The following is an 18906-nucleotide window of genomic DNA, read 5'->3' on the forward strand; positions in this document are numbered from 1 at the left end:
GAAATCCGTGAACCAGCTTCGCTCTCACCCTCGGCTCGTCCGCAAACTTCAGGAGGCGCTCGGCGATCAGCTTTGTGTTGCCCTGGACGACGCAAATGTCGTCGAGATCATGCTCAATCCGGACGGAAAACTGTTCATCGAACGCCTCGGTCACGGCGTTGCGCCTGCTGGCGAGATGTCATCCGCTGCCGCGGAGATGGTCATTGGCACAGTGGCGCACGCGCTTCAGTCAGAGGTCGACACGGAACAGCCAATCATCTCCGGCGAGCTGCCAATTGGCGGCCACCGCTTTGAGGGTCTGTTGCCCCCAATCGTCGCCAAGCCTGCCTTTACCATTCGGCGCCGCGCGTCACGCCTCATTCCGCTCGAAGATTATGTCCGTACCGGCGTCATGACCGAATACCAGGCGTCGACGATTCGCAGCGCGATCTCCGCGAGGCTAAACATCGTCATTTCCGGGGGAACGGGCTCGGGCAAGACGACGCTTGCGAATGCGGTGATCGACGAGATCGTCAAATCTGCGCCGGAGGATCGTCTCGTCATTCTTGAGGATACCGCGGAAATTCAATGCACTGCCGAGAACGCAGTTCTTCTCCATACCAGCGACACGATCGACATGGCGCGGCTCTTGAAGAGCACTATGCGACTGCGTCCCGACAGGATTGTGGTTGGCGAGGTCCGCGACGGCGCGGCCCTGACCCTGCTCAAGGCTTGGAACACTGGCCATCCCGGTGGAGTGGCGACCATTCACTCGAACACTGCCATGTCGGCGCTCCGTCGCCTTGAACAACTGACGGCCGAGGCGAGCCAACAGCCAATGCACGAGGTGATCGGCGAAGCGGTTGATCTCATCGTGTCCATTGAGCGGACGCCGCACGGACGGCGCGTGCGCGACGTCATCCAGGTCGAGCGATTCGTCAATGGTCAATACGAGATCGAATCCGATCAACTCACGGAAGAACAGGAGGCGCGCCATGTCGCGTAAGAACGCACTGATCGCCATAGCAATCCTTGCAGCGCCGATCGTATTAGCCTCCGTCGCGCGGCGCTCGCGAGCTCCGGCGGCAGCCTCCCCTGGGAAGGACCGTTGCAGCAAATCCAGGAGTCGATCACCGGCCCGGTCGCGGGCGCAATTGCGCTTGCGGCCGTGGCTATCGCGGGCGGCATGCTAATCTTCGGCGGCGAGCTCAACGATTTCGCCCGAAGGCTTGTCTATGTCGTTCTCGTCGCCGGCATCCTGCTCGGCGCCACCAACATCGTCGGCCTGTTCGGCGCAACCGGCGCCTCGATAGGACTGACGAGCGAGCAGCTCAACACGAACGACTCGACCGGAGGAGGGGAGCGAACTCATGGCTAACTCCCTTTCCGGCCTGCAGCGCAACCGCATCCACCGCGCGCTTTCGCGCCCGAACCTGCTGATGGGCGCCGACCGGGAGCTGGTGCTGATCACCGGTCTTGCCGCCGTCATCCTGATCTTCGTGGTCCTGACCGCTTATTCGGCGCTCTTCGGGATCGCCGTGTGGATCGTAATCGTCGGACTTCTCAGGATGATGGCGAAGTCGGACCCGCTCATGCGACAGGTCTATATCAGGCACATTTCCTACAAGCCCTACTACAAGGCAACCACTTCGCCTTGGCGTCGCTATTGAGGAGACCGCCATGGTAGCTCTCAATCGCTTCCGGGTGACCGGTCCATCCTTTGCGGATCTCGTTCCCTATGCCGGCCTCGTCGACAATGGTGTTCTCCTCTTGAAGGACGGAAGCCTGATGGCCGGCTGGTATTTCGCCGGTCCGGATTCTGAAAGTGCGACCGACCTCGAACGCAACGAGCTGTCGAGGCAGATCAACGCCATTCTCTCGCGGCTTGGAAGCGGCTGGATGATCCAGGTCGAAGCTATCCGCATTCCGACGGTCGACTATCCCACAGAAGATCGTTGCCATTTCCCCGACCCGGTGACCCGCGCGATCGATGCCGAACGGCGCGCACATTTCGCGCGCGAGCAGGGACATTTCGAGAGCAAGCATGCGCTGATCCTGACCTACCGGCCGCTCGAGTCCAAGAAGACTGCTCTCAGCAAATACATCTATTCGGATGAGGAAAGCCGGAAGAAGTCCTACGCGGACACGGTTCTCTTTGTGTTCAAGAACGCGGTGCGAGAGCTTGAGCAGTATTTCGCCAACACACTTTCGATCCGGCGAATGGAAACCCGCGAAACGGTCGAAAGGGGAGGGGAGCGAATTGCCCGATATGACGAGTTGCTCCAGTTCGCCCGCTTCTGCATCACAGGCGAGAGCCATCCGATCAGGCTTCCCGATGTTCCCATGTATCTCGACTGGATCGCCACGGCTGAGCTTGAGCATGGACTGACGCCAAAAGTCGAAAACCGTTTCCTTGGCGTCGTTGCGATCGACGGCCTGCCCGCCGAAAGCTGGCCTGGTATCCTGAACAGCCTGGATCTCATGCCGCTGACCTATCGCTGGTCATCGCGCTTCATCTTCCTTGATGCCGAGGAAGCTCGTCAAAAGCTCGAGCGCACGCGAAAGAAATGGCAACAGAAGGTCCGGCCGTTCTTCGACCAGATATTCCAGACACAAAGTCGATCCGTCGACCAGGACGCGATGACCATGGTGGCCGAGACTGAGGATGCCATCGCGCAGGCCTCGTCGCAGCTGGTTGCCTACGGCTACTACACGCCGGTCGTCGTGCTCTTCGACAGCGATCGCGAAGCACTCCAGGAGAAGGCCGAAGCGATCCGCCGGCTGATCCAGGCGGAAGGCTTTGGGGCACGGATCGAAACGCTGAACGCCACCGACGCCTACCTCGGCAGCTTGCCGGGCAACTGGTATTGCAACATCCGCGAGCCGCTGATCAACACCAGCAATCTCGCCGACTTGATTCCGTTGAATTCGGTCTGGGCCGGAAACCCGGTCGCGCCATGCCCCTTTTACCCGGCGAACTCCCCGCCCCTGATGCAGGTTGCGACCGGTTCGACAGCGTTTCGCTTGAACCTGCACGTCGATGACGTGGGTCATTGCCTTATCTTCGGGCCGACTGGTTCGGGCAAATCGACGCTGCTTGCTCTGATCGCCGCACAGTTTCGGCGGTACGAACATGCGCAGATCTTCGCCTTTGACAAAGGCAGTTCACTTCTTCCCCTAACTCTTGCTGCCGGTGGTGATCACTATGAGATCGGCGGCGAGAATGCGGAAGAGGGGAGGGCGTTGGCCTTCTGCCCGCTCTCTGATCTCAAAAGTGACGCCGACCGGGCTTGGGCGACAGAGTGGATCGAGATGCTGGTCGGTCTGCAGGGCGTGACGATCACCCCTGATCATCGCAACGCCATCTCTCGGCAAATCGGACTAATGGCGAGCGCATCCGGTCGCTCACTGTCGGATTTCGTCAGCGGCGTGCAGCTGCGCGAAATCAAGGACGCGCTGCATCACTACACCGTCGACGGGCCTATGGGCCAGCTTCTCGATGCCGAAGAAGACGGCCTGACGCTCGGCGCCTTCCAGACCTTCGAGATCGAGCAACTGATGAACATGGGCGAGCGCAATCTCGTGCCAGTGCTGACCTACCTGTTCCGGCGGATCGAGAAGCGTTTGGATGGGTCGCCAAGCCTGATCGTCCTCGACGAGGCGTGGCTGATGCTTGGCCACCCAGTTTTCCGCAGCAAGATCAGGGAATGGCTCAAGGTGTTGCGCAAGGCGAATTGCGCAGTCGTTCTGGCGACCCAATCAATCTCCGACGCCGAACGGTCAGGGATTATCGACGTGCTGAAGGAATCCTGCCCCACCAAGATTTGCCTTCCGAATGGTGCCGCTCGAGAGCCGGGGACGCGGGAATTTTATGAGCGTATCGGTTTCAACGAGCGCCAGATTGAGATCGTCTCAACAGCGATCCCGAAGCGCGAATACTACGTCGCCACGCCGGAAGGCCGTCGTCTCTTCGACATGTCGCTCGGACCCGTTGCGCTGAGCTTCGTAGGAGCTTCCGGGAAGGAAGACCTCAAGCGCATTTGCGCATTGAAATCCGCACATGGCCACGACTGGCCGATCCATTGGCTTGAATCGAGAGGAGTTTACGATGCCGCATCGCTACTCAAATAAATGGATCGCCTGCTTGGCGGCCACCGCCATCACGATCGTAAGCGCAGGTTCGGTGCAAGCCGGTACGGCCACCGGCGCTGCGACGGAATGGACGCAGCTCGCCAACAATGCGCAACTCGTGGACCTCATGAAAAGCTCCGGCATCCAGGTCGACAACCAACTGACGCAGATCAGCCAGCTTGCTGAGCAGATCCAGAACCAGCTCAAGATCTACGAGAACATGCTGCAAAACACTGCGCAGCTTCCTGATCATATCTGGGGGCAGGTCGAAGGCGATCTCAACCAGCTGCGCAGTATCGTCGACCAGGGTCAGAGTATCTCATTTTCGATGGGCAACGCTGACGACGTTCTTCAGCAGCGCTTTCAGAGCTACGCCGATCTCAAAACCAACCTGCCTGATAACGCGACGTTCTCCTCGACCTACCAATCCTGGTCGGACACCAACCGTGACACGATCGCCAGCTCGCTGAAGGCTGCGAGCCTCACGGCCGACCAGTTCGATAGCGAGGAAGATACGATGTCCTCGCTGCGGTCGATGTCCGAAACGGCGGACGGGCAGATGAAAGCTTTGCAGGTCGGCCACGAGATCGCCGCTCAGCAGGTTGCCCAGATGCAGAAGCTTCGCGGTCTCGTCTCGCAACAGATGACGATGATGGGAACCTGGCTGCAGACCGAACAGACCGACAAGGACCTGGCGCAGGCGCGGCGGGAAAAGTTCTTCAACGCCGAGGTCAAGAGCGTTCCGGAAGGCCAGAAAATGGAGCCGCGTTGGTGAGCCGCCCTGTCCTGGTTGCCATATTGCTCGCCGTCGCCGCCGCATCGTCGGCTGCGACCGTTCTGATCGTTAAGTCCGGTGACGCAGGTAAAGCCGCGCTCACCGATGAACAGCGTGCTGTCCGGGAAAAATTCTTCGGCTCCGACAAAGAGTTGCCGCCGGTCAAGGATGGTCAGGAGATGCGCCCAAGATGGTGAAGCCCGCTGTCACACGTTCACTCCTGATAACTGGTCTGTTCTTCCTCGCCTATGCTCCCGCATTTGCGCAGGAGGGGCAGGTCCTCACGGAACTGGAAAACCAGGTCTCCTCCGCCGCGAAGGGCTGGGAGACCACTATCATGGATGCGGCGAAATCCCTTTTCTGGATCCTCGCAACGATCGAGATCGGCATTGCGGCCGTCTGGCTGGCGATCCAGTCAGCCTCGCTGGACAGCTGGTTCGCCGAACTGGTTCGGCGGATCATGTTCGTCGGATTCTTCGCGTTCGTTCTGACCCAAGGTCCGAGCTTTGCGCGGGCGGTGGTCGACAGTCTTTTCCAAATTGGCGCCGGCGGCGGTTCAGCTTCGCCCGCCGAAGTGTTCGATGCCGGCATCCGCGTCGCCTCGCAAATGTCGCAACAGGCGCAGTTCGGTGTGTTCGAGGATAACGCCCTCGCGATCGCCGCCGTTCTCGCCATGGGCGTCGTGGTCATATGCTTCTCGCTCGTCGCCGCGATTTTCGTGTCGGTGATGGTGGAGATGTATGTCGGCCTGCTCGCCGGCATGATCATGCTCGGCCTGGGCGGTTCTTCCTTCACCAAAGACTTTGCTGTTCGCTATCTTGTGTACGCCTTCGGCGTCGGAATGAAACTGATGGCGCTGGTGATGATTGCAAAGATCGGGTCACAGGTCCTCTTGGGTCTGGCCAATGCCCCGACCGCATCCTCCGACCAGTTTGTCACCACCCTGGCCATCGCCGGTATTTCCGTCGTGGTCTTCATCATCGCCATGTACGTGCCGAACATCATCCAAGGTGTCGTCCAGGGTGCGTCCGTCACCGGCGGTATGGAGACAATCCGCCACGGCGGGCAGGCGGCGTCCTTCGCCGCGGGCGCTGGATTCTTGGCAGCCGGCGCTGCCGGCGCGGGTTTTGCGGCGGCCCAAGCCGCACGAGCTGGCGGTTCATCCGTCGCTGGTGCTGCCCTGCGGGGGATAGGCGCAAGCTTCAGTTCCGGCGCGCAAGCAGCGGGCGCGGCCGCCAAGGAAAAGGCAATCGGCTCTCCCGGTGCCTATGCGGGGTCCATCCTCGGACTAGCCAACGCCAAGCTCGATGAACAGCGCAGCGGTCACAGCGGCCCGAAGCCTCCTCCCGAACGCAACGACAAACCATAATCGAGACAAGGGAAGAATAAATGGCAGCGAACCGCGCCCCTGATAATCCGTATCTTGCCGCCCGCCAGGAATGGAACGAGCGCTACGGCACATATGTGAAGGCTGCTTCCGCATGGCGGATCGTCGGCATTCTCGGCCTGGCGATGGCCGTCATCGGCTTCAGCTACGCGATGTACCTAAGCACGCAGGTCAAGCTCGTGCCTTATATCGTTGAGGTCGACAAGCTGGGGACGGCGGTCACGGCAGGCTTCCCGGAGCAGATCGAATACGCCGATGTCCGCGTGGTTCGCGCCACACTCGGCAACTTCGTGACAAGCTTTCGCTCGATCACGCCGGATGCCGTGGTGCAGAAGCAATATATCGACCGCACATACGCTCTTCTTCGCACGTCCGATCCGTCGACGGAGAAGGTCAACGCCTGGTTTCGAGGCAATTCTCCATTCGAGAAGGCGAAGTCTTCGACAGTTGCCATCGAGGTCAACAACATCGTGGCGCTTTCGAACCAGACCTATCAGATCGACTGGACGGAATACGAGCGAGACCGCAAGGGCAAGGAAACCGGCACACGCCGTTTCCGCGGGATCGCAACGGTGACGCTCACCGCGCCGCAGGATGAGGCGACGATCCGCCTCAATCCGATCGGCCTCTATGTCCGGGATTTCGACTGGACGGCACAGCTTTAAGGGCAGGGATTTCTCAATGCAAAAGACAGGATTGATCGCAGCCGCCGGCTGCATGGCCGGACTCGCCTTTGTGGTGAGCGCGCAGGCGCAAAGCATGACGAGCAACGAGGTCAAGGGCACGAATATCTCCCGGAAATGGCGCGGCACACCGGGCCTGGTCACAACGGGACCGGACGGCAAAGTGATTTTTCTGTTCGGCGAGACCCAGCCGTCCGTCGTCTGCTCGCCGCTGCAGGTCTGCGACATCGAGCTTCAGGGCGGTGAGATCGTTCGCGACGTGCTCGTCGGCGATACGGTGCGGTGGAAAGTGGAGCCGGCCACCTCGGGGGCGACAGGCGGGCAGGCCATCCATCTGATTGTCAAACCGTCGGAGCCAGGTCTTCTCACCTCGATGGTCGTGACGACGTCACGGCGAACCTATCATATCCAGCTCAAGTCCCATCCCAGCCAGTACATGGCGCGCGTTGGTTTCGAGTACCCCGAGGACGCGTCCACCAAACTCGCCGATATCAACGCCCGTCTCGAAACGGGCGGCATTCCCGGCACTGCCCCGGACAAGCTGAACTTCTCCTACTCGGTGAGCGGCAGCGCTCCCTGGAAGCCGAAGCGGGTCTATTCGGATGGAGTGAAGACCTACATCCAGTTCCCGATGTCGATCTCAGGTCAGGATGCGCCGGTGCTCTTCGTCGTCTCCGGCGGTCAGAACCGTATCGTCAATTACCGGATGAAGAACGACATGATGACCGTCGACTATGCGATCGACAAGGCGATCCTCGTTTCGGGGGTCGGCTGGCGGCAGCAGAAGATCACCATCCGGCGGCGAGGCTGAACCATGCGCAAGCTCCTCGCACTCTTCATCGCGGCCGCACTTCTCTCCGGTTGCCAAACGGCCGACGACGCAATGACCACCAGCTCAACCCCGGTCACCGTCACCGGACCCGCGGCAAGCGCGATCGCCGGTGACCTGGCAAGTCGTCTCGCCGAGCAAATCGGCCCGGCCAGCGCTGCGATGGCGATCAGATGGAAAAGGAGCAGTCGGAATTCGCGACCGCCCTCGAAGCGGCATTGAAGGGGTGGGGATATACCGTCGTCACCGACGGCAAAGTCGCCAAAGACGTCAAGCCGGTCGAACTTGCTTTTGCCGTCGAGGGCTTCGATGGGCAGGTTTTTGCGCGCGTTTCGACGCCTTCCATCGCTCTTGGCCGCGCCTATACGCCAACGGCGGCCGGCGCCACGCCGGCCAGTCCGCTTTCGATCATGCAGCGCAACTGACGGAGGGGAATATGGTCCAGTCGCTCCAACTTGGCGCGCCAGCCCAGGCCGACGATCAGAATGGCATGCGCCGGCTCAACCGCCTGCCGATCATCATCGCCATCATCGTCGTCGCGCTCTTCGTTGGCGTCGTCGTGATCGGCCTGTCGCTGCGGGGGCTGTCCTTCCATCGCGGCGACATCGAGGGGGCTTCCAACACCCCTGCGACCAACTTCGGCGACCAGCTCAAACGGGGTGTCCCCGACGGCATCATCGGCGAGCCGGAGAAGCAGGAAGTGTTTCAACCGACCCCTGTCGTTGAGCAGAAGGTCGAGAAACAGGAAACCGTCGTTGAACGCCGGCCGAATGACCGACAGGAGAGACGCTCGACGCTCGAATCCGAGGAGGAGTGGAAGGCTCGGCTGAAGCGGGAGCAGGACGAACAGTATATCCGGGAAGCGCAGCGCCAGCGTATGGCTCGCCTCCAGGCTCGCGCTACGGCGCTGGATTCGCCGCTAAAGGTAGACATCGGAGATGTCGAGAAGGCGACCTCCACCAATGACACCGGCCGCCGGCCGACAAATGCAGCCGTGAACAGTGCCTCGGACCTTTATGCCGCCGCCATGAAATCCGGCCTGATAGGACAAAACGTCGACCAGAACGGGCAGACATCGAAGGAGGATTTCTTCAATCAGGACATCAAGGACCTCGGCTACCTGCCAAACCAGGTCGTACCGCAGATGTCGCCCTATGAACTGAAGCGCGGGTCGGTCATTCCCGCCACCTTGATCACCGGCCTCAATTCCGATCTGCCAGGGCGGATCACCGCCCAGGTCAGTCAGAATGTCTACGACAGCGCAAGCGGCTATCGCCTTCTCGTCCCACAAGGCGCAAAGCTCTTCGGTCGCTACGATTCCAAGGTGTCTTTCGGGCAGGAACGTGTTCTCGTCGTCTGGACGGACCTTATTTTCCCGAATGGGTCGACCCTGCAGATCGGCGGCATGGCTGGCACGGACGCCGAAGGATATGGCGGCTTCCAGGACAAGGTCGACCGCCATCTTTGGAGGACTTTCGGTTCTGCAGCGCTGGTGGCTATTATTGGGACCGGGATCGATATGTCGATGCCTGAGAGTTCGACGCTTGCGACGCAGGACACGGCTTCCGATGCAGCACGGCGGAATTTTGCCGAATCTTTCGGTCGGGTCGCGGAGCAGACTATCTCGAAGAACCTGAACGTTCAGCCGACGGTTCGCATCCGTCCCGGCTACAAGTTCAACGTTCTGGTAGACCAGGATATCATCTTTCCGTCAGCTTACAGCGGGCGCTAACGCATTTTGAACGCTGCGATTCCGGTCTTTTCGTCGTGCGGAGCCGTCCCGTCAGCAGCTCCCGAAAATCAGCTCGCGCTAAAATCTCTCCTCAAATTATCATCTTTTAAGTCGTGGGGGCTTGAATACCCGGTAAAGGTGAGTAGACCTATCAGCTGCGACGATCGTGGATATGCTTCGTATAGAAGGCAGCTGCGTTTTCATCGGCAACGAATGGGGACACGGAATTCGCAGCCACGGTCCGATGTTCCGTATGGCTCCGGCTGGCCGAACGGTGGCACCATGTAACTCGCGGCGCGTGGAAGGCGCGACGGGTGGGAGGCTCGCAGCTGCGCAAGAGGAGACAGTCCGTGGACGGAGACCTTCGCTCTTTAATCGATATGACGGAAGCTGCGCACGATGAACGCATGATCAAGGGCGCCCTGAAAAGCTTCGCAAACTCCCATGGCTTCGAACGTTTTGCGTTTCTTCAGACCGAGGGCCTGGAAATCCGCACATTCAACTCCTATCCGGAGGAATGGCAGGATATCTATCTTGGCAGCCAGTATTCGCGCATCGACCCCGTCATCACGGAAGCCAAGCGTCGCATGGAGATGTTCTCCTGGACGGCCGATGATTGGCCGGCTCGTGGCGCCTCGGAGCTCAGACGGTTTCGCGACCAGGCGATCGAGCATGGCATTCGCAGTGGGCTGACGATTCCGGTCGAAGGGAGTTTCGGGTCGACGATGATGCTGACCTTTGCCTCGTCGGAGAAGAAAGTCGAGAAAGCCAAACTGCTGGACGCTCAGAAAGCTGTCCGGACGGTCCTTGCGATCCATTACCGCCTGAAGATTATCGCTTCGACGACGATCATCGCTCCGAAACGGCTCCTCTCGCCAAGGGAAGCGATGTGCCTCATGTGGGCAGCGAAGGGCAAGAGTGCACCGGAAACCGCCATGTTGACGGGGATCAACGCGCGTACAGTGCAGCACTACCTCGATAAAGCGCGCGAAAAGCTCGACGCGGCAACCGTTCCGCATCTCGTCGCAATCGCCAAAGATCACGGGTTGGTTTGAGCGTCATTCATCGCTATCCGACGGAACGTCGGGGATGTAGCCGAGCGCGTCGATGATTTCCGAAAGCTCCTCCTGCTGGGCTTCGGATTTCTTTTGGCGCGCGGCATATTCATGCTGCAAGCTTTCGAGCACGGCGCTCGAAACCGAGGGGTCGGCGGCCGCGCGGGTCCATTCCTCATAAACGGCTTCGTCGGCGACGATAAGCCGGCGATGCTCCAGGATTGCAGATATAGCAAGCGCCTCAAGCTCTGATTTTTCCATTGAACGGAAACAGGATCCCATCGGTTTTGTTTCGTCGTTCGTCTCGGATGAGTTCACGTCCTTCATCCGCTTCCCCTTAATTTCTTCATTTGCCGCTCGAAAGCCAAATCCTGGTGAGCATTGTACCGCATAGGCCATAACTGCACGGCCTGTCTTTCAGAAGTTCATATACCCTATATCCCAAGGTAACTTGTGACGGCCTGGACGAGCAATATCATGCGCCGAGACGAATCGGAACTATAGTTCCTGGAACAATAGTTCCGATTCAGGTTCCGCTCGCGTCATGGATCTCAAGGAGGTCATGGCGACCAATATGCGTCGAATCCGTCATGGCAAAAAATTGACGCAGGAGGAAGTGGCCCACCGTACCGGCCTCAGCGTCCGCCATGTCGGAGCAATCGAGCGTGCCGAAATGTCCGCGACCGTCACCGTCCTTGGACAAATCGCAGAAGCACTGGGTGTCGAACCTGCCGAGCTCGTGACGAGATGAGAAGACTCGCGCGTGGGCTCCTCGTCCGGTGCTTTGGCCGGCCTTGAGGCCGCTCGCAAGGAGCCGCCAGGTATGATGACCCGAACGGACCTGCTCTAATTGCCTTTCCCCCCGACCCAGGCTCCCGTGGATGGCGGTGGGGCCTTGACGAGTTCGGACACAAAGGTCGTGAGCGGCACGATGTTCTCGTGCTGGCTCGCCTCCTCAAGGGCGTTCATGTACTCATCGCGTCGTGTCACCGGTATCACGGTCCAAGGTGCTCCGCTTTCGGCCAGTAGCGCGTTCATGATGAAGCGCGCTGTCCTACCGTTCCCGTCCGGGAATGGATGGATGTAGGTGAAGAGAAACGGCGCGAGGATTGCTTTCACGCGCGGATCGGATTCCTCAGAAATGCTCTCGAATAGCGCATCCATGGCGTCAGCGATTGCGTGCGGCGGCAAGGGGACATGCGACGATCCCCGCAGATAGACATTGTGCGACCGATAGCCAGCCAGTTGATGCGCCTTGATGATGCCCGCGGTCACCGAGGGGCTGAACATGGCACGAAACCAGTCCTGGTGCCGTGCCTCGAGCAGTTCACCCGTGGGCGCGCCATCGAGGATCTTCCCGATATCCTCGCGAACTTCCTCGAAGGCCAGTCGGTATCCCTTGGCGGCGAGCGCATTCTTCGTTTCGTGATCCCGGGCGTCCGCGTCCGGCTCCCAATTGCCATCCTGCACCCGCTGAATCAGCTCTTCGGAAACTTCGTATCCCTCGATCGAAAGCGAATTCAGCGCGTCAGCCACATAACGCTCATCGATGTCGGCGATATATCCGGCGCGATCGTTGATCCGTACCTGCTCGAATCCGATGTGATCGAGGGCGTCTTTTCCCATTTTCGCCCAGAGGTTCTTGATCCGGGTGGCCGCCGGCGCCTGAACTCGTCGAGCATCCAGCGTGATCAGGTCAACCGTCGGATCGAACGGGTTGTCTTCGTGCGGGGTATAGCCGGCCGACTCCAGCGTCTTCATGATCGTATCTGCGTCGCGCGCTCTTCCCAGGTGGCGCAGGGCTCCCGCGATGCGACCGCCGACGTGGCTCCGGCCGCCGTCCAACAGGTATTTCAGCAACGTGTTTGTGCCGCGGATCGAGCCGATGACGGCGATGACATCGGTCGCCGACGTTTTCCACGTCTCCGGCGAGAGGTTGCAGATCGCCTCCTCCATCGGCATCAATCTCAATCGTTCTCTTGTCTCGGCCGGCTCGTTTTCCTTTGAGCGCAGCAGATAGAGCGACGTGTTGCACGGCAGGTTCACGAGCTGATTGTTGGCCTTCGGACTTCGGACTATAACCTGCGCAGGAATGGAATGGTTTTCGGACCACAAAGCCACGGATGCCTCTGCGGAGAGCCGCCATTCATCGGCGAAGCGGTCATCCAGATATCTGGCAACAAACTCCCAATAGACCGTGCTCCAGGCGGCATCGATCCTGTTGTTGGCGGATGGTCGCGAGTTCACCGCCAGCCAGCCCCTCATGATTTCCTCAAGGAAGCCATTGTCCTGGAGCCGTTCCCGGTGAACACGGCTTAGTTCCTCGGATTTCACCACCGACCGGGTGCCGTTCTGCGTCACACCCCTCAGCTCAGCTAGGGATGTCGCAAGCAGTTCGTGGGGCTTCGCCATGTTGGCCTCCGGCTACCGTGTGGGCCACTACTTCCGTGCATTGTTGTTGCACTAATTTGGCGCCTTTGAAGAACACTAATTTTGCGCATTGGAACTACACTAATTTCAAGCATTGATCTAACACTAATTTCGTGCGCTCGAAATGCACTAATTTCATGCGCTTCACTTTGGGAACCTCAGCCCGAAGCGAACCTAATTCAATGCTATGGCTGACCTCCAATCCGAGACAGATCGATCCGTATCCCCGCGCGCCCGACCTCCTGCACCGTCTCGGACGCATCTTCTCCTGGTTTCGGTTCGGCGCTCTCTTCCTCGACGGGAGTCCCCTTAGTTTCCTGCGGCACTTCAACCGGTGTTCCGGGATCCTCCGCCTGAAACACGCTTACGCCTTCGAACTCGCCGGTCTTCCATGCGTAGATGGCATCTTCGAATATCTGCGGAAAGACGTCTTTGCTCGTGGGGTTGCCATACCATTTCGCGACGATCCGGAGCACCTTGGCGAACATCGCCGTGCCTTTGCGGAGGTTCTGGCAGGCATCGACGAGGTCCGGTTTGAGATCACTCGCTTCCTTGATGCCAACGCCGGCGGGAAACTGGGTCAGCCCGACGCGGACCACCGCCTGACCAGCATATTGCCGCACGATCGCCATCGCCTCGTCAGCCGAGGCAGCTTTTGGCACGAGGATCAAACGGCCACCGGATTTGACGGTGACGGCGAGGGAATCAGTCGACCCTGCTGATGCCACGAACTGCTCGACGATCGCGGGTTTTAGGGAAGGGTCGGCGCATTCTTTGATCAGGGCTGCGTCCAGCATAGTGTCTCCTTTCAGGTGTTGAAGGCAATGACGAGCGGCTTTGCGAAGAGTTTTGCCCAGGCGGTGGTGGCGGCGCGCTGTATGGCGACGATCGACGTGCCTTCGGTCCACCACCCGTTTCCGATGGCGAGGATGGCGTCCGGATCGTGCAGCATCGACTGCAGGACCGGCCAAACGATCAGTTGCTCGTAGCAGATCAGTGGTGCGGCCTGGCTGGCGACGATGGAGGCAATCGGATTCGCGAAGAAGTCCGCCCGGGCGCCGCCGCTCTCCCCAAACCAGGATCGCCATGGCTGCCACATCGAGCCGGGAACCGGCATGCGTTCGCTGTAGAGGATGCGGCTGCCATTCCTGTCGATCGCAACGAGGACATTATCGTAGCCGTCGGCGTCGATTACGACAGCGCCGGCGATGACAGTGGCGTCGCCATCGGCAAGTGCGCCCGTCCATAGACGCTCCACGGTCGGCGTCCAGAAGCCGAGCGCACTTTCCGGCAACACGACGAAGCGGGCGCCATTGCCGGCTGCGCGGCGCACCGTTGCGATCATGTCACGCTGGCGTTGAAGACCGGTGTCGCGGCCAAGCGAAACGCCCAACTCCAGATCGACGCCGTGCCAGGCTTCCGGTAGCTTCGGGTCGGTCCAGATTGCGGCGGACCACAGCCAAAAGCCCGTCAAGGCGATGGCGACAGCTGGCCAAATGCGGGTTACGAGGCCCGCAAGGCCAGCTGTCATAAGCCCCAGTCCCCACCATCCCCATCCCGGAAACAGTACCCCCGCGGCCGTGACGGGATGCGCCCATCCCGTGATGCCGAACGGCGGGATGGCCATGATGACGGCCGCAAGGAGATAGCGGAACGAACGAATGCCGGCGGTCCCGGTCCACAGGACGGTATGCACGGCGACAAAGCTCAGGGACGCACATAGCCAAAGCAAAAAGCCCGGCCAGATATCCGACGAATAGAAGGTAGCAACGCCCTGTGGCAGACCCCGCGACGCGGCCAGGAAGTATCCGGCCGACACGAGCGCCGCAATCATTCTCGTTCGCGCGATCGACCAAAGAACAGGAAACGCCAACGCGACGGGCAGTAGAGCCACGTATCCGCTCCACCCCACCACGCCGATCGCCATCGAAGCGGATATCAGTAACGCCGATCGAATGTACTCACGGCGCATAGTTGAGGACCTCCTGCGCCAGACCGAGAACGCCCGACGCAGGCACCGGCCCGTAGTAGCGGGAGTCGTAGGAGCCTGGGAATGACGAATGCAGGAAGATATATCCTGGCGGTACGATGCCACTCGGAGACGGCGCCAATGGCCGGCCCTTTCCGTCTCGTGGTGCGAGACTGGAAGAGGAAACCACCCGCCTGTCCACAGTCACTCTGGCGCCGATTTCGACATGCTGTCCTGCGACCGCGATCACCGTCTTGATGAGCGGTGCAACACCGCCCGGGCAGGAACCGGAACGGAGATAGCCACGCGCTCGTGCCACCCCCATTTCCGCAGTTTCCGGTGGGCAAATGAACACCAGGTCGTTGACAGCAACGGGGCGATAGAGTGGTAGAATTCGCCATAGGCCGAGTGGCTCGCTCGGTGTCAGATTGATGCGGTAGCCACCGATGAGGGCGGTGCCGATCGAAAGGATGGCCGCCAATGCGGCCATCAAAATGATCCCGGCCGCTCGTCGCTGTTGCGCGGTCATCGCCCGGCGCGTTCCTGCTCCCGCCGTCATTTCAGAGAGAGCCCTTGGCTCTTGGTTTGACGCAGCGTCTCGGCCTGCTTGAGCGCTTCGGTCGTTCGCTCATGAGCAGCAAGCTGCTGGACGGTCCGCATGGAGTTCCAGGCGGTCTGGACTTCGGCCTTCTGGCCGGCCGTCATACCCGCCGTGACGGTCTCGAAGGTCTTGCCGCTGGCGTCTTTCGCGGCGAGAGGCAGGAAGGTCCGTTCGCCGAAGCGCTCGGACACAGCCTTGGCGAAACCCTCAAGTTCGGCCTTCACCATCTTGTCGGCCAGCGCATATTCGAGCCCGGCCGGGAGATCGTTGCGATCGATGGCATCGCGCACGCGTTCGAGTGTTTGTTTCGCCGCGGGCGAGAGCGCCGGGATGTCGACGGACACCTTGAGCCGGACCGCGCGCTCCTCCGTCTCATGTTTCAATTCGGTCTCGGCCCGCTCACGAAGATAGCGTTCCAGGTTGCGAGCGAGCGCCGGCACATTGGCGATGGCTTTTTCCCGGTCCTGTCTGTCGGCGCGGCGGGCGAGAAGACCGGCCTTTCCCTTGAGCGCGCCGAAGCTTTCAGGCTCGCCGGCGATTCTTGAGAGGGTGGACTTCGCGACCGACGGGTCCTTGAGCATGGCGTCGACATTGATTGCCTTGAAGGCGGCTTCCGGCTGCGCGTAGACGAGATGGAAGCGGGTCGAGACGTCCTCCCATTGCTTCTTGAGGCCGGGATCGGCGGCGAGCTTGTCCTCGACTGCCTGCTCGAACGATTTCGGGAAGGTGGTGATGCCTGACACCATGGGCTTGGCCTCCTTTATCGAATGTGAGGGGGATTGCTTATTGTTGCCGCGAACCAGTCCGAGCACCGCGCCGATGGCGGCAAGACGGGCGCCGAGGTCGGCGAGTTTTTGATTCTGACGGACGGCCCACTGGAGGCGATCATGTGCGATCGTGCGGGCGACGTTGACGAGATGAAGGCCCCGGGCTTCCGCGAAGCGCAGCGCCTGGCGATAGAACGACGCCTGCTCGTAATCGAGGGTCGTTTCCTTGGCATTTCGGCGTGACAGGATCTGGATGAGGCCGCCCGCCTTCGCGAAGGAGCGACTGCCGTAGTAGACGGCGAGATCTTCACGATGGCGGGTCATCGCGACGTAGGTGAGATGCCGGTCGAGCGACAGTGAAGCAAGCACCTTCACCCGGTCGACTGTCGCGCCCTGGCTCTTGTGGATCGTCGTCGCATAGCCATGATCGAGATTGTTGTAGAAGCGCTGCTCGATCGTGACCTGGCGGCGATGCTCGCCTTCGCCAATCTTTGCGACGATTCGGTTCTGAGCAGCATCGACGACCTTACCGAGCATGCCGTTCTTGACGCCAAGCGAACCTTCGTTCTTGAGGAAAACAATCTGATCTCCGGGCGCAAAGTTACGGTGTCCGTCCTCCGTCTTGAAGGTAAATCCTTCGCCGACGACGCCGCGTTCGACCAGCTTGGTGCGGGCCATATCGTTGAGCATTCGCACATCACGGCGGAGGTGCGCGAGGATCAGGCTACTCTTCGAAGGGTCGTAGTCGTGATCCCAAGCTGCGATAAGGTTTTTGACCGCCTCGTCCTTCAGTCTCAAACCAATCATTCGACCATGCGCCGCGTAGGCATCGACAGCCCTGTGGACATTGCCGCGAGCGAGATCGAGCGAGGCATCGCGCATCCATTGCTGACGCTGGCGATAAATTGTCTCGAGTTCGGCATAGCCGATGCGATCGGCGATCGCACGGAACGCAGCACCGGCCTCGATCGGCTGAAGCTGTTCCGGATCGCCGACAAGGACGAGTTTGGCGCCGGCCTTGGTCACGGTTTCGACGAGCAGCGCCATCTGCCGTGACGACACCATGCCCGCCTCGTCCAGCACAATAACAGTCTTGTGGTCGAGCTGATTGCGCCCCTGGTTCCAGCGAAGCTCCCACGACGATAGCGTGCGCGATTGGATGCCTGCTTCCCTCTCCAATCCCTCGGCCGCTTTGCCCGCCAAAGCGGCGCCGACGACACGATAGCCGGCCGCTTCCCATGCCTCGCGCGCAGCCTTCATCATCGTCGTCTTGCCCGCGCCGGCGCGTCCGATGACGGCGGCGATCCGAGCGGCCCCGGCGACATGTTCAATCGCCGTTCGCTGCTCATCCGACAGACGGGAATGGCGCGCAAAGGTCGCTGCAGCACCGTCTCACGGACCCCATGCGAGGCGCGACCGGAGAGCCAGATCGCGCGGTTGGCCATCTCGGCTTCGAGCCGGATCATCTCGCGCGTGGTGTATTTCGCCGGCTCACGGACGCCGGTCGCAAGATTCATTCGCTCGCGCTCGAGCCTGAGCGCTTCCGGACTTTGCAGAATCCGGACCATCAGACTTTGGAACAACGCGGCATCGTCGATATAGCGATACAGGACCTTCGCTACATCGCGCTCGTCGAAGACGCTCTTCTCGCGGGTGATCAGCTCAAGCACGATTTCAGGACGGCGCTGGATGCGCCGCGCATTCTCGCTGCGGCGCGCTTCTTGAATTTCGATACGCTCGAGTTTGGGAGCCGAGGTCTCCCGCGTGCGGTCAGATTGCTCTGCTTTGCGCTCGATGGCTTTGGTGCCAACACCGAGGTGAATGGTCGGCTCGAGGTCGATGCCCTGCTTTTCGAAGGAGCGGCCATCGATGCGAATATCGAGGCCGGCGAGCGCCAGATGTTTGTTCTGGCAGGCAAACCAGCCGTCGCGGAAAGCGTTGAAGTCCTCAGTGCTGCCGGCCCATAGATCATAGACGATCTTGCCTGCATCATTGCGGATCGGTTTGCCGTCCCGACCGAGCACAGCGACCTTCTTCGAACCGAACCCATCTTCGGTGAGCGGCCGCAATGTCGTCATGAGGTGGACATGCGGATTGCCAGGGGCGTCGTGATAGACCCAGTCGGCGACCATCCCCTTCGCCGTGATGTGTCTCTCCACAAAGTCGCGCATGAGAGCGATATTCTGCTCGGATGTCAGCTCGAGCGGCAGGGCAATGGTGACATCCTTGGCGAGCTGCGCATCGGATCGCTTCTCGAATGCCTCCACCTTGTTCCAGAAGGCTTCGGATGCGCCCGCGACTGAGCGATCGGCAATCATGCTGCGCACCCATTCGGGCGAGTCTGCCGGAATCACAAACTCTTCGTGCAACAGCCCCAGCTTGCGGGTGTAGTCGATCGTTCGAGCTTCCCGCTCGTATTCCATTTTCGCGCAGTGCCGGTAGGCCGCCGACAGGACAGCGCTGCGGCCGGAGCCGCGGGCGACGACGCTGACGGAGAAATGGGGGACGGCCACGGCGGAGTTCTTTCCCGGTTGCAAACGAAATCAATGGGTTCGTCGGGAGCGGGAG

At 60.4% G+C, this 18906-nt stretch carries 16 protein-coding genes and 3 pseudogenes; 13 read left to right on the top strand and 6 right to left on the bottom strand.

What is annotated here, in order from left to right:
- The first annotated feature begins 7 nt into the window (after window positions 1–7).
- The 12 genes and pseudogenes from trbB to BSK43_RS00840 all read left to right on the top strand — a co-directional run bounded on the left by trbB (window position 8) and on the right by BSK43_RS00840 (window position 10571).
- Window positions 8–985, top strand: a complete 978-nt coding sequence (gene trbB / locus BSK43_RS00785) for a P-type conjugative transfer ATPase TrbB (protein ID WP_077472595.1) — start codon at window positions 8–10, stop codon at window positions 983–985.
- Window positions 975–1357, top strand: a pseudogene (locus BSK43_RS00790) (TrbC/VirB2 family protein). The gene trbB and the pseudogene BSK43_RS00790 overlap by 11 nt, the downstream one beginning before the upstream one ends.
- Complete coding sequence (locus BSK43_RS00795; RefSeq protein ID WP_068390971.1) at window positions 1350–1649, top strand: conjugal transfer protein TrbD; 300 nt, start codon at window positions 1350–1352, stop codon at window positions 1647–1649. Before BSK43_RS00790 ends, BSK43_RS00795 begins: the two are co-directional and overlap by 8 nt.
- A gap of 10 nt (window positions 1650–1659) precedes the next feature.
- Window positions 1660–4110 carry a conjugal transfer protein TrbE gene (locus tag BSK43_RS00800; protein WP_077472594.1) on the top strand — a complete coding sequence of 817 codons (2451 nt, stop codon included), beginning with the start codon at window positions 1660–1662 and terminating at the stop codon, window positions 4108–4110.
- Window positions 4088–4885 (top strand): P-type conjugative transfer protein TrbJ, encoded by a 798-nt coding sequence (trbJ, locus tag BSK43_RS00805; RefSeq protein ID WP_068390959.1) that lies wholly within the window; start codon window positions 4088–4090, stop codon window positions 4883–4885. The genes BSK43_RS00800 and trbJ overlap by 23 nt, the downstream gene beginning before the upstream one ends.
- Window positions 4882–5082: an entry exclusion protein TrbK gene (gene trbK / locus BSK43_RS00810; RefSeq protein ID WP_068390957.1), complete on the top strand. Its 201-nt coding sequence runs from the start codon at window positions 4882–4884 to the stop codon at window positions 5080–5082. The genes trbJ and trbK overlap by 4 nt, the downstream gene beginning before the upstream one ends.
- Entirely contained in the window at window positions 5076–6254 is a 1179-nt protein-coding gene (trbL, locus tag BSK43_RS00815; RefSeq protein ID WP_068390955.1) for a P-type conjugative transfer protein TrbL, read from the top strand. The genes trbK and trbL overlap by 7 nt, the downstream gene beginning before the upstream one ends.
- Before the next feature lie 20 nt (window positions 6255–6274).
- Entirely contained in the window at window positions 6275–6937 is a 663-nt protein-coding gene (locus BSK43_RS00820; protein ID WP_068390953.1) for a conjugal transfer protein TrbF, read from the top strand.
- Between the two features lie 16 nt (window positions 6938–6953).
- Window positions 6954–7766: a P-type conjugative transfer protein TrbG gene (gene trbG / locus BSK43_RS00825; RefSeq protein WP_068390948.1), complete on the top strand. Its 813-nt coding sequence runs from the start codon at window positions 6954–6956 to the stop codon at window positions 7764–7766.
- 3 nt (window positions 7767–7769) lie between these two features.
- A pseudogene (gene trbH, locus BSK43_RS00830) lies at window positions 7770–8209 on the top strand (conjugal transfer protein TrbH).
- Window positions 8210–8220: 11 nt separating this feature from the next.
- Window positions 8221–9516 (top strand): IncP-type conjugal transfer protein TrbI, encoded by a 1296-nt coding sequence (gene trbI / locus BSK43_RS00835; RefSeq protein WP_136686631.1) that lies wholly within the window; start codon window positions 8221–8223, stop codon window positions 9514–9516.
- A 350-nt stretch (window positions 9517–9866) separates the two neighbouring features.
- Window positions 9867–10571: an autoinducer binding domain-containing protein gene (locus tag BSK43_RS00840; RefSeq protein WP_068391193.1), complete on the top strand. Its 705-nt coding sequence runs from the start codon at window positions 9867–9869 to the stop codon at window positions 10569–10571.
- Between the two features lie 3 nt (window positions 10572–10574).
- Here the strand turns inward: BSK43_RS00840 and BSK43_RS00845 are convergent, their stop codons facing one another.
- Window positions 10575–10898: a transcriptional repressor TraM gene (locus BSK43_RS00845; protein WP_068390940.1), complete on the bottom strand. Its 324-nt coding sequence runs from the start codon at window positions 10896–10898 to the stop codon at window positions 10575–10577.
- Between the two features lie 217 nt (window positions 10899–11115).
- On the opposite strand from BSK43_RS00845, the gene BSK43_RS00850 reads away from it, so the two are divergent.
- Window positions 11116–11322: a helix-turn-helix transcriptional regulator gene (locus tag BSK43_RS00850; RefSeq protein ID WP_068390937.1), complete on the top strand. Its 207-nt coding sequence runs from the start codon at window positions 11116–11118 to the stop codon at window positions 11320–11322.
- Between the two features lie 95 nt (window positions 11323–11417).
- Here the strand turns inward: BSK43_RS00850 and BSK43_RS00855 are convergent, their stop codons facing one another.
- From BSK43_RS00855 to traA, 5 genes and pseudogenes are all read right to left on the bottom strand, one after another.
- Window positions 11418–12983 carry a Fic family protein gene (locus BSK43_RS00855; protein ID WP_077472593.1) on the bottom strand — a complete coding sequence of 522 codons (1566 nt, stop codon included), beginning with the start codon at window positions 12981–12983 and terminating at the stop codon, window positions 11418–11420.
- 203 nt (window positions 12984–13186) lie between these two features.
- Window positions 13187–13798 (bottom strand): TraH family protein, encoded by a 612-nt coding sequence (locus BSK43_RS00860; RefSeq protein WP_068390932.1) that lies wholly within the window; start codon window positions 13796–13798, stop codon window positions 13187–13189.
- 11 nt (window positions 13799–13809) lie between these two features.
- The gene (locus tag BSK43_RS00865; RefSeq protein ID WP_077472592.1) at window positions 13810–14973 is read right to left on the bottom strand and encodes a conjugal transfer protein TraB; all 1164 of its coding nucleotides are present in this window, start codon (window positions 14971–14973) and stop codon (window positions 13810–13812) included.
- Window positions 14963–15460 carry a conjugative transfer signal peptidase TraF gene (gene traF, locus BSK43_RS00870; RefSeq protein WP_246662462.1) on the bottom strand — a complete coding sequence of 166 codons (498 nt, stop codon included), beginning with the start codon at window positions 15458–15460 and terminating at the stop codon, window positions 14963–14965. Before traF ends, BSK43_RS00865 begins: the two co-directional genes overlap by 11 nt.
- Window positions 15461–15525: 65 nt before the next feature.
- A pseudogene (gene traA, locus BSK43_RS00875) lies at window positions 15526–18851 on the bottom strand (Ti-type conjugative transfer relaxase TraA).
- Window positions 18852–18906 lie beyond the last annotated feature (55 nt).

Source organism: Rhizobium sp. P44RR-XXIV, assembly GCF_001999485.2.
GTDB lineage: Bacteria > Pseudomonadota > Alphaproteobacteria > Rhizobiales > Rhizobiaceae > Rhizobium.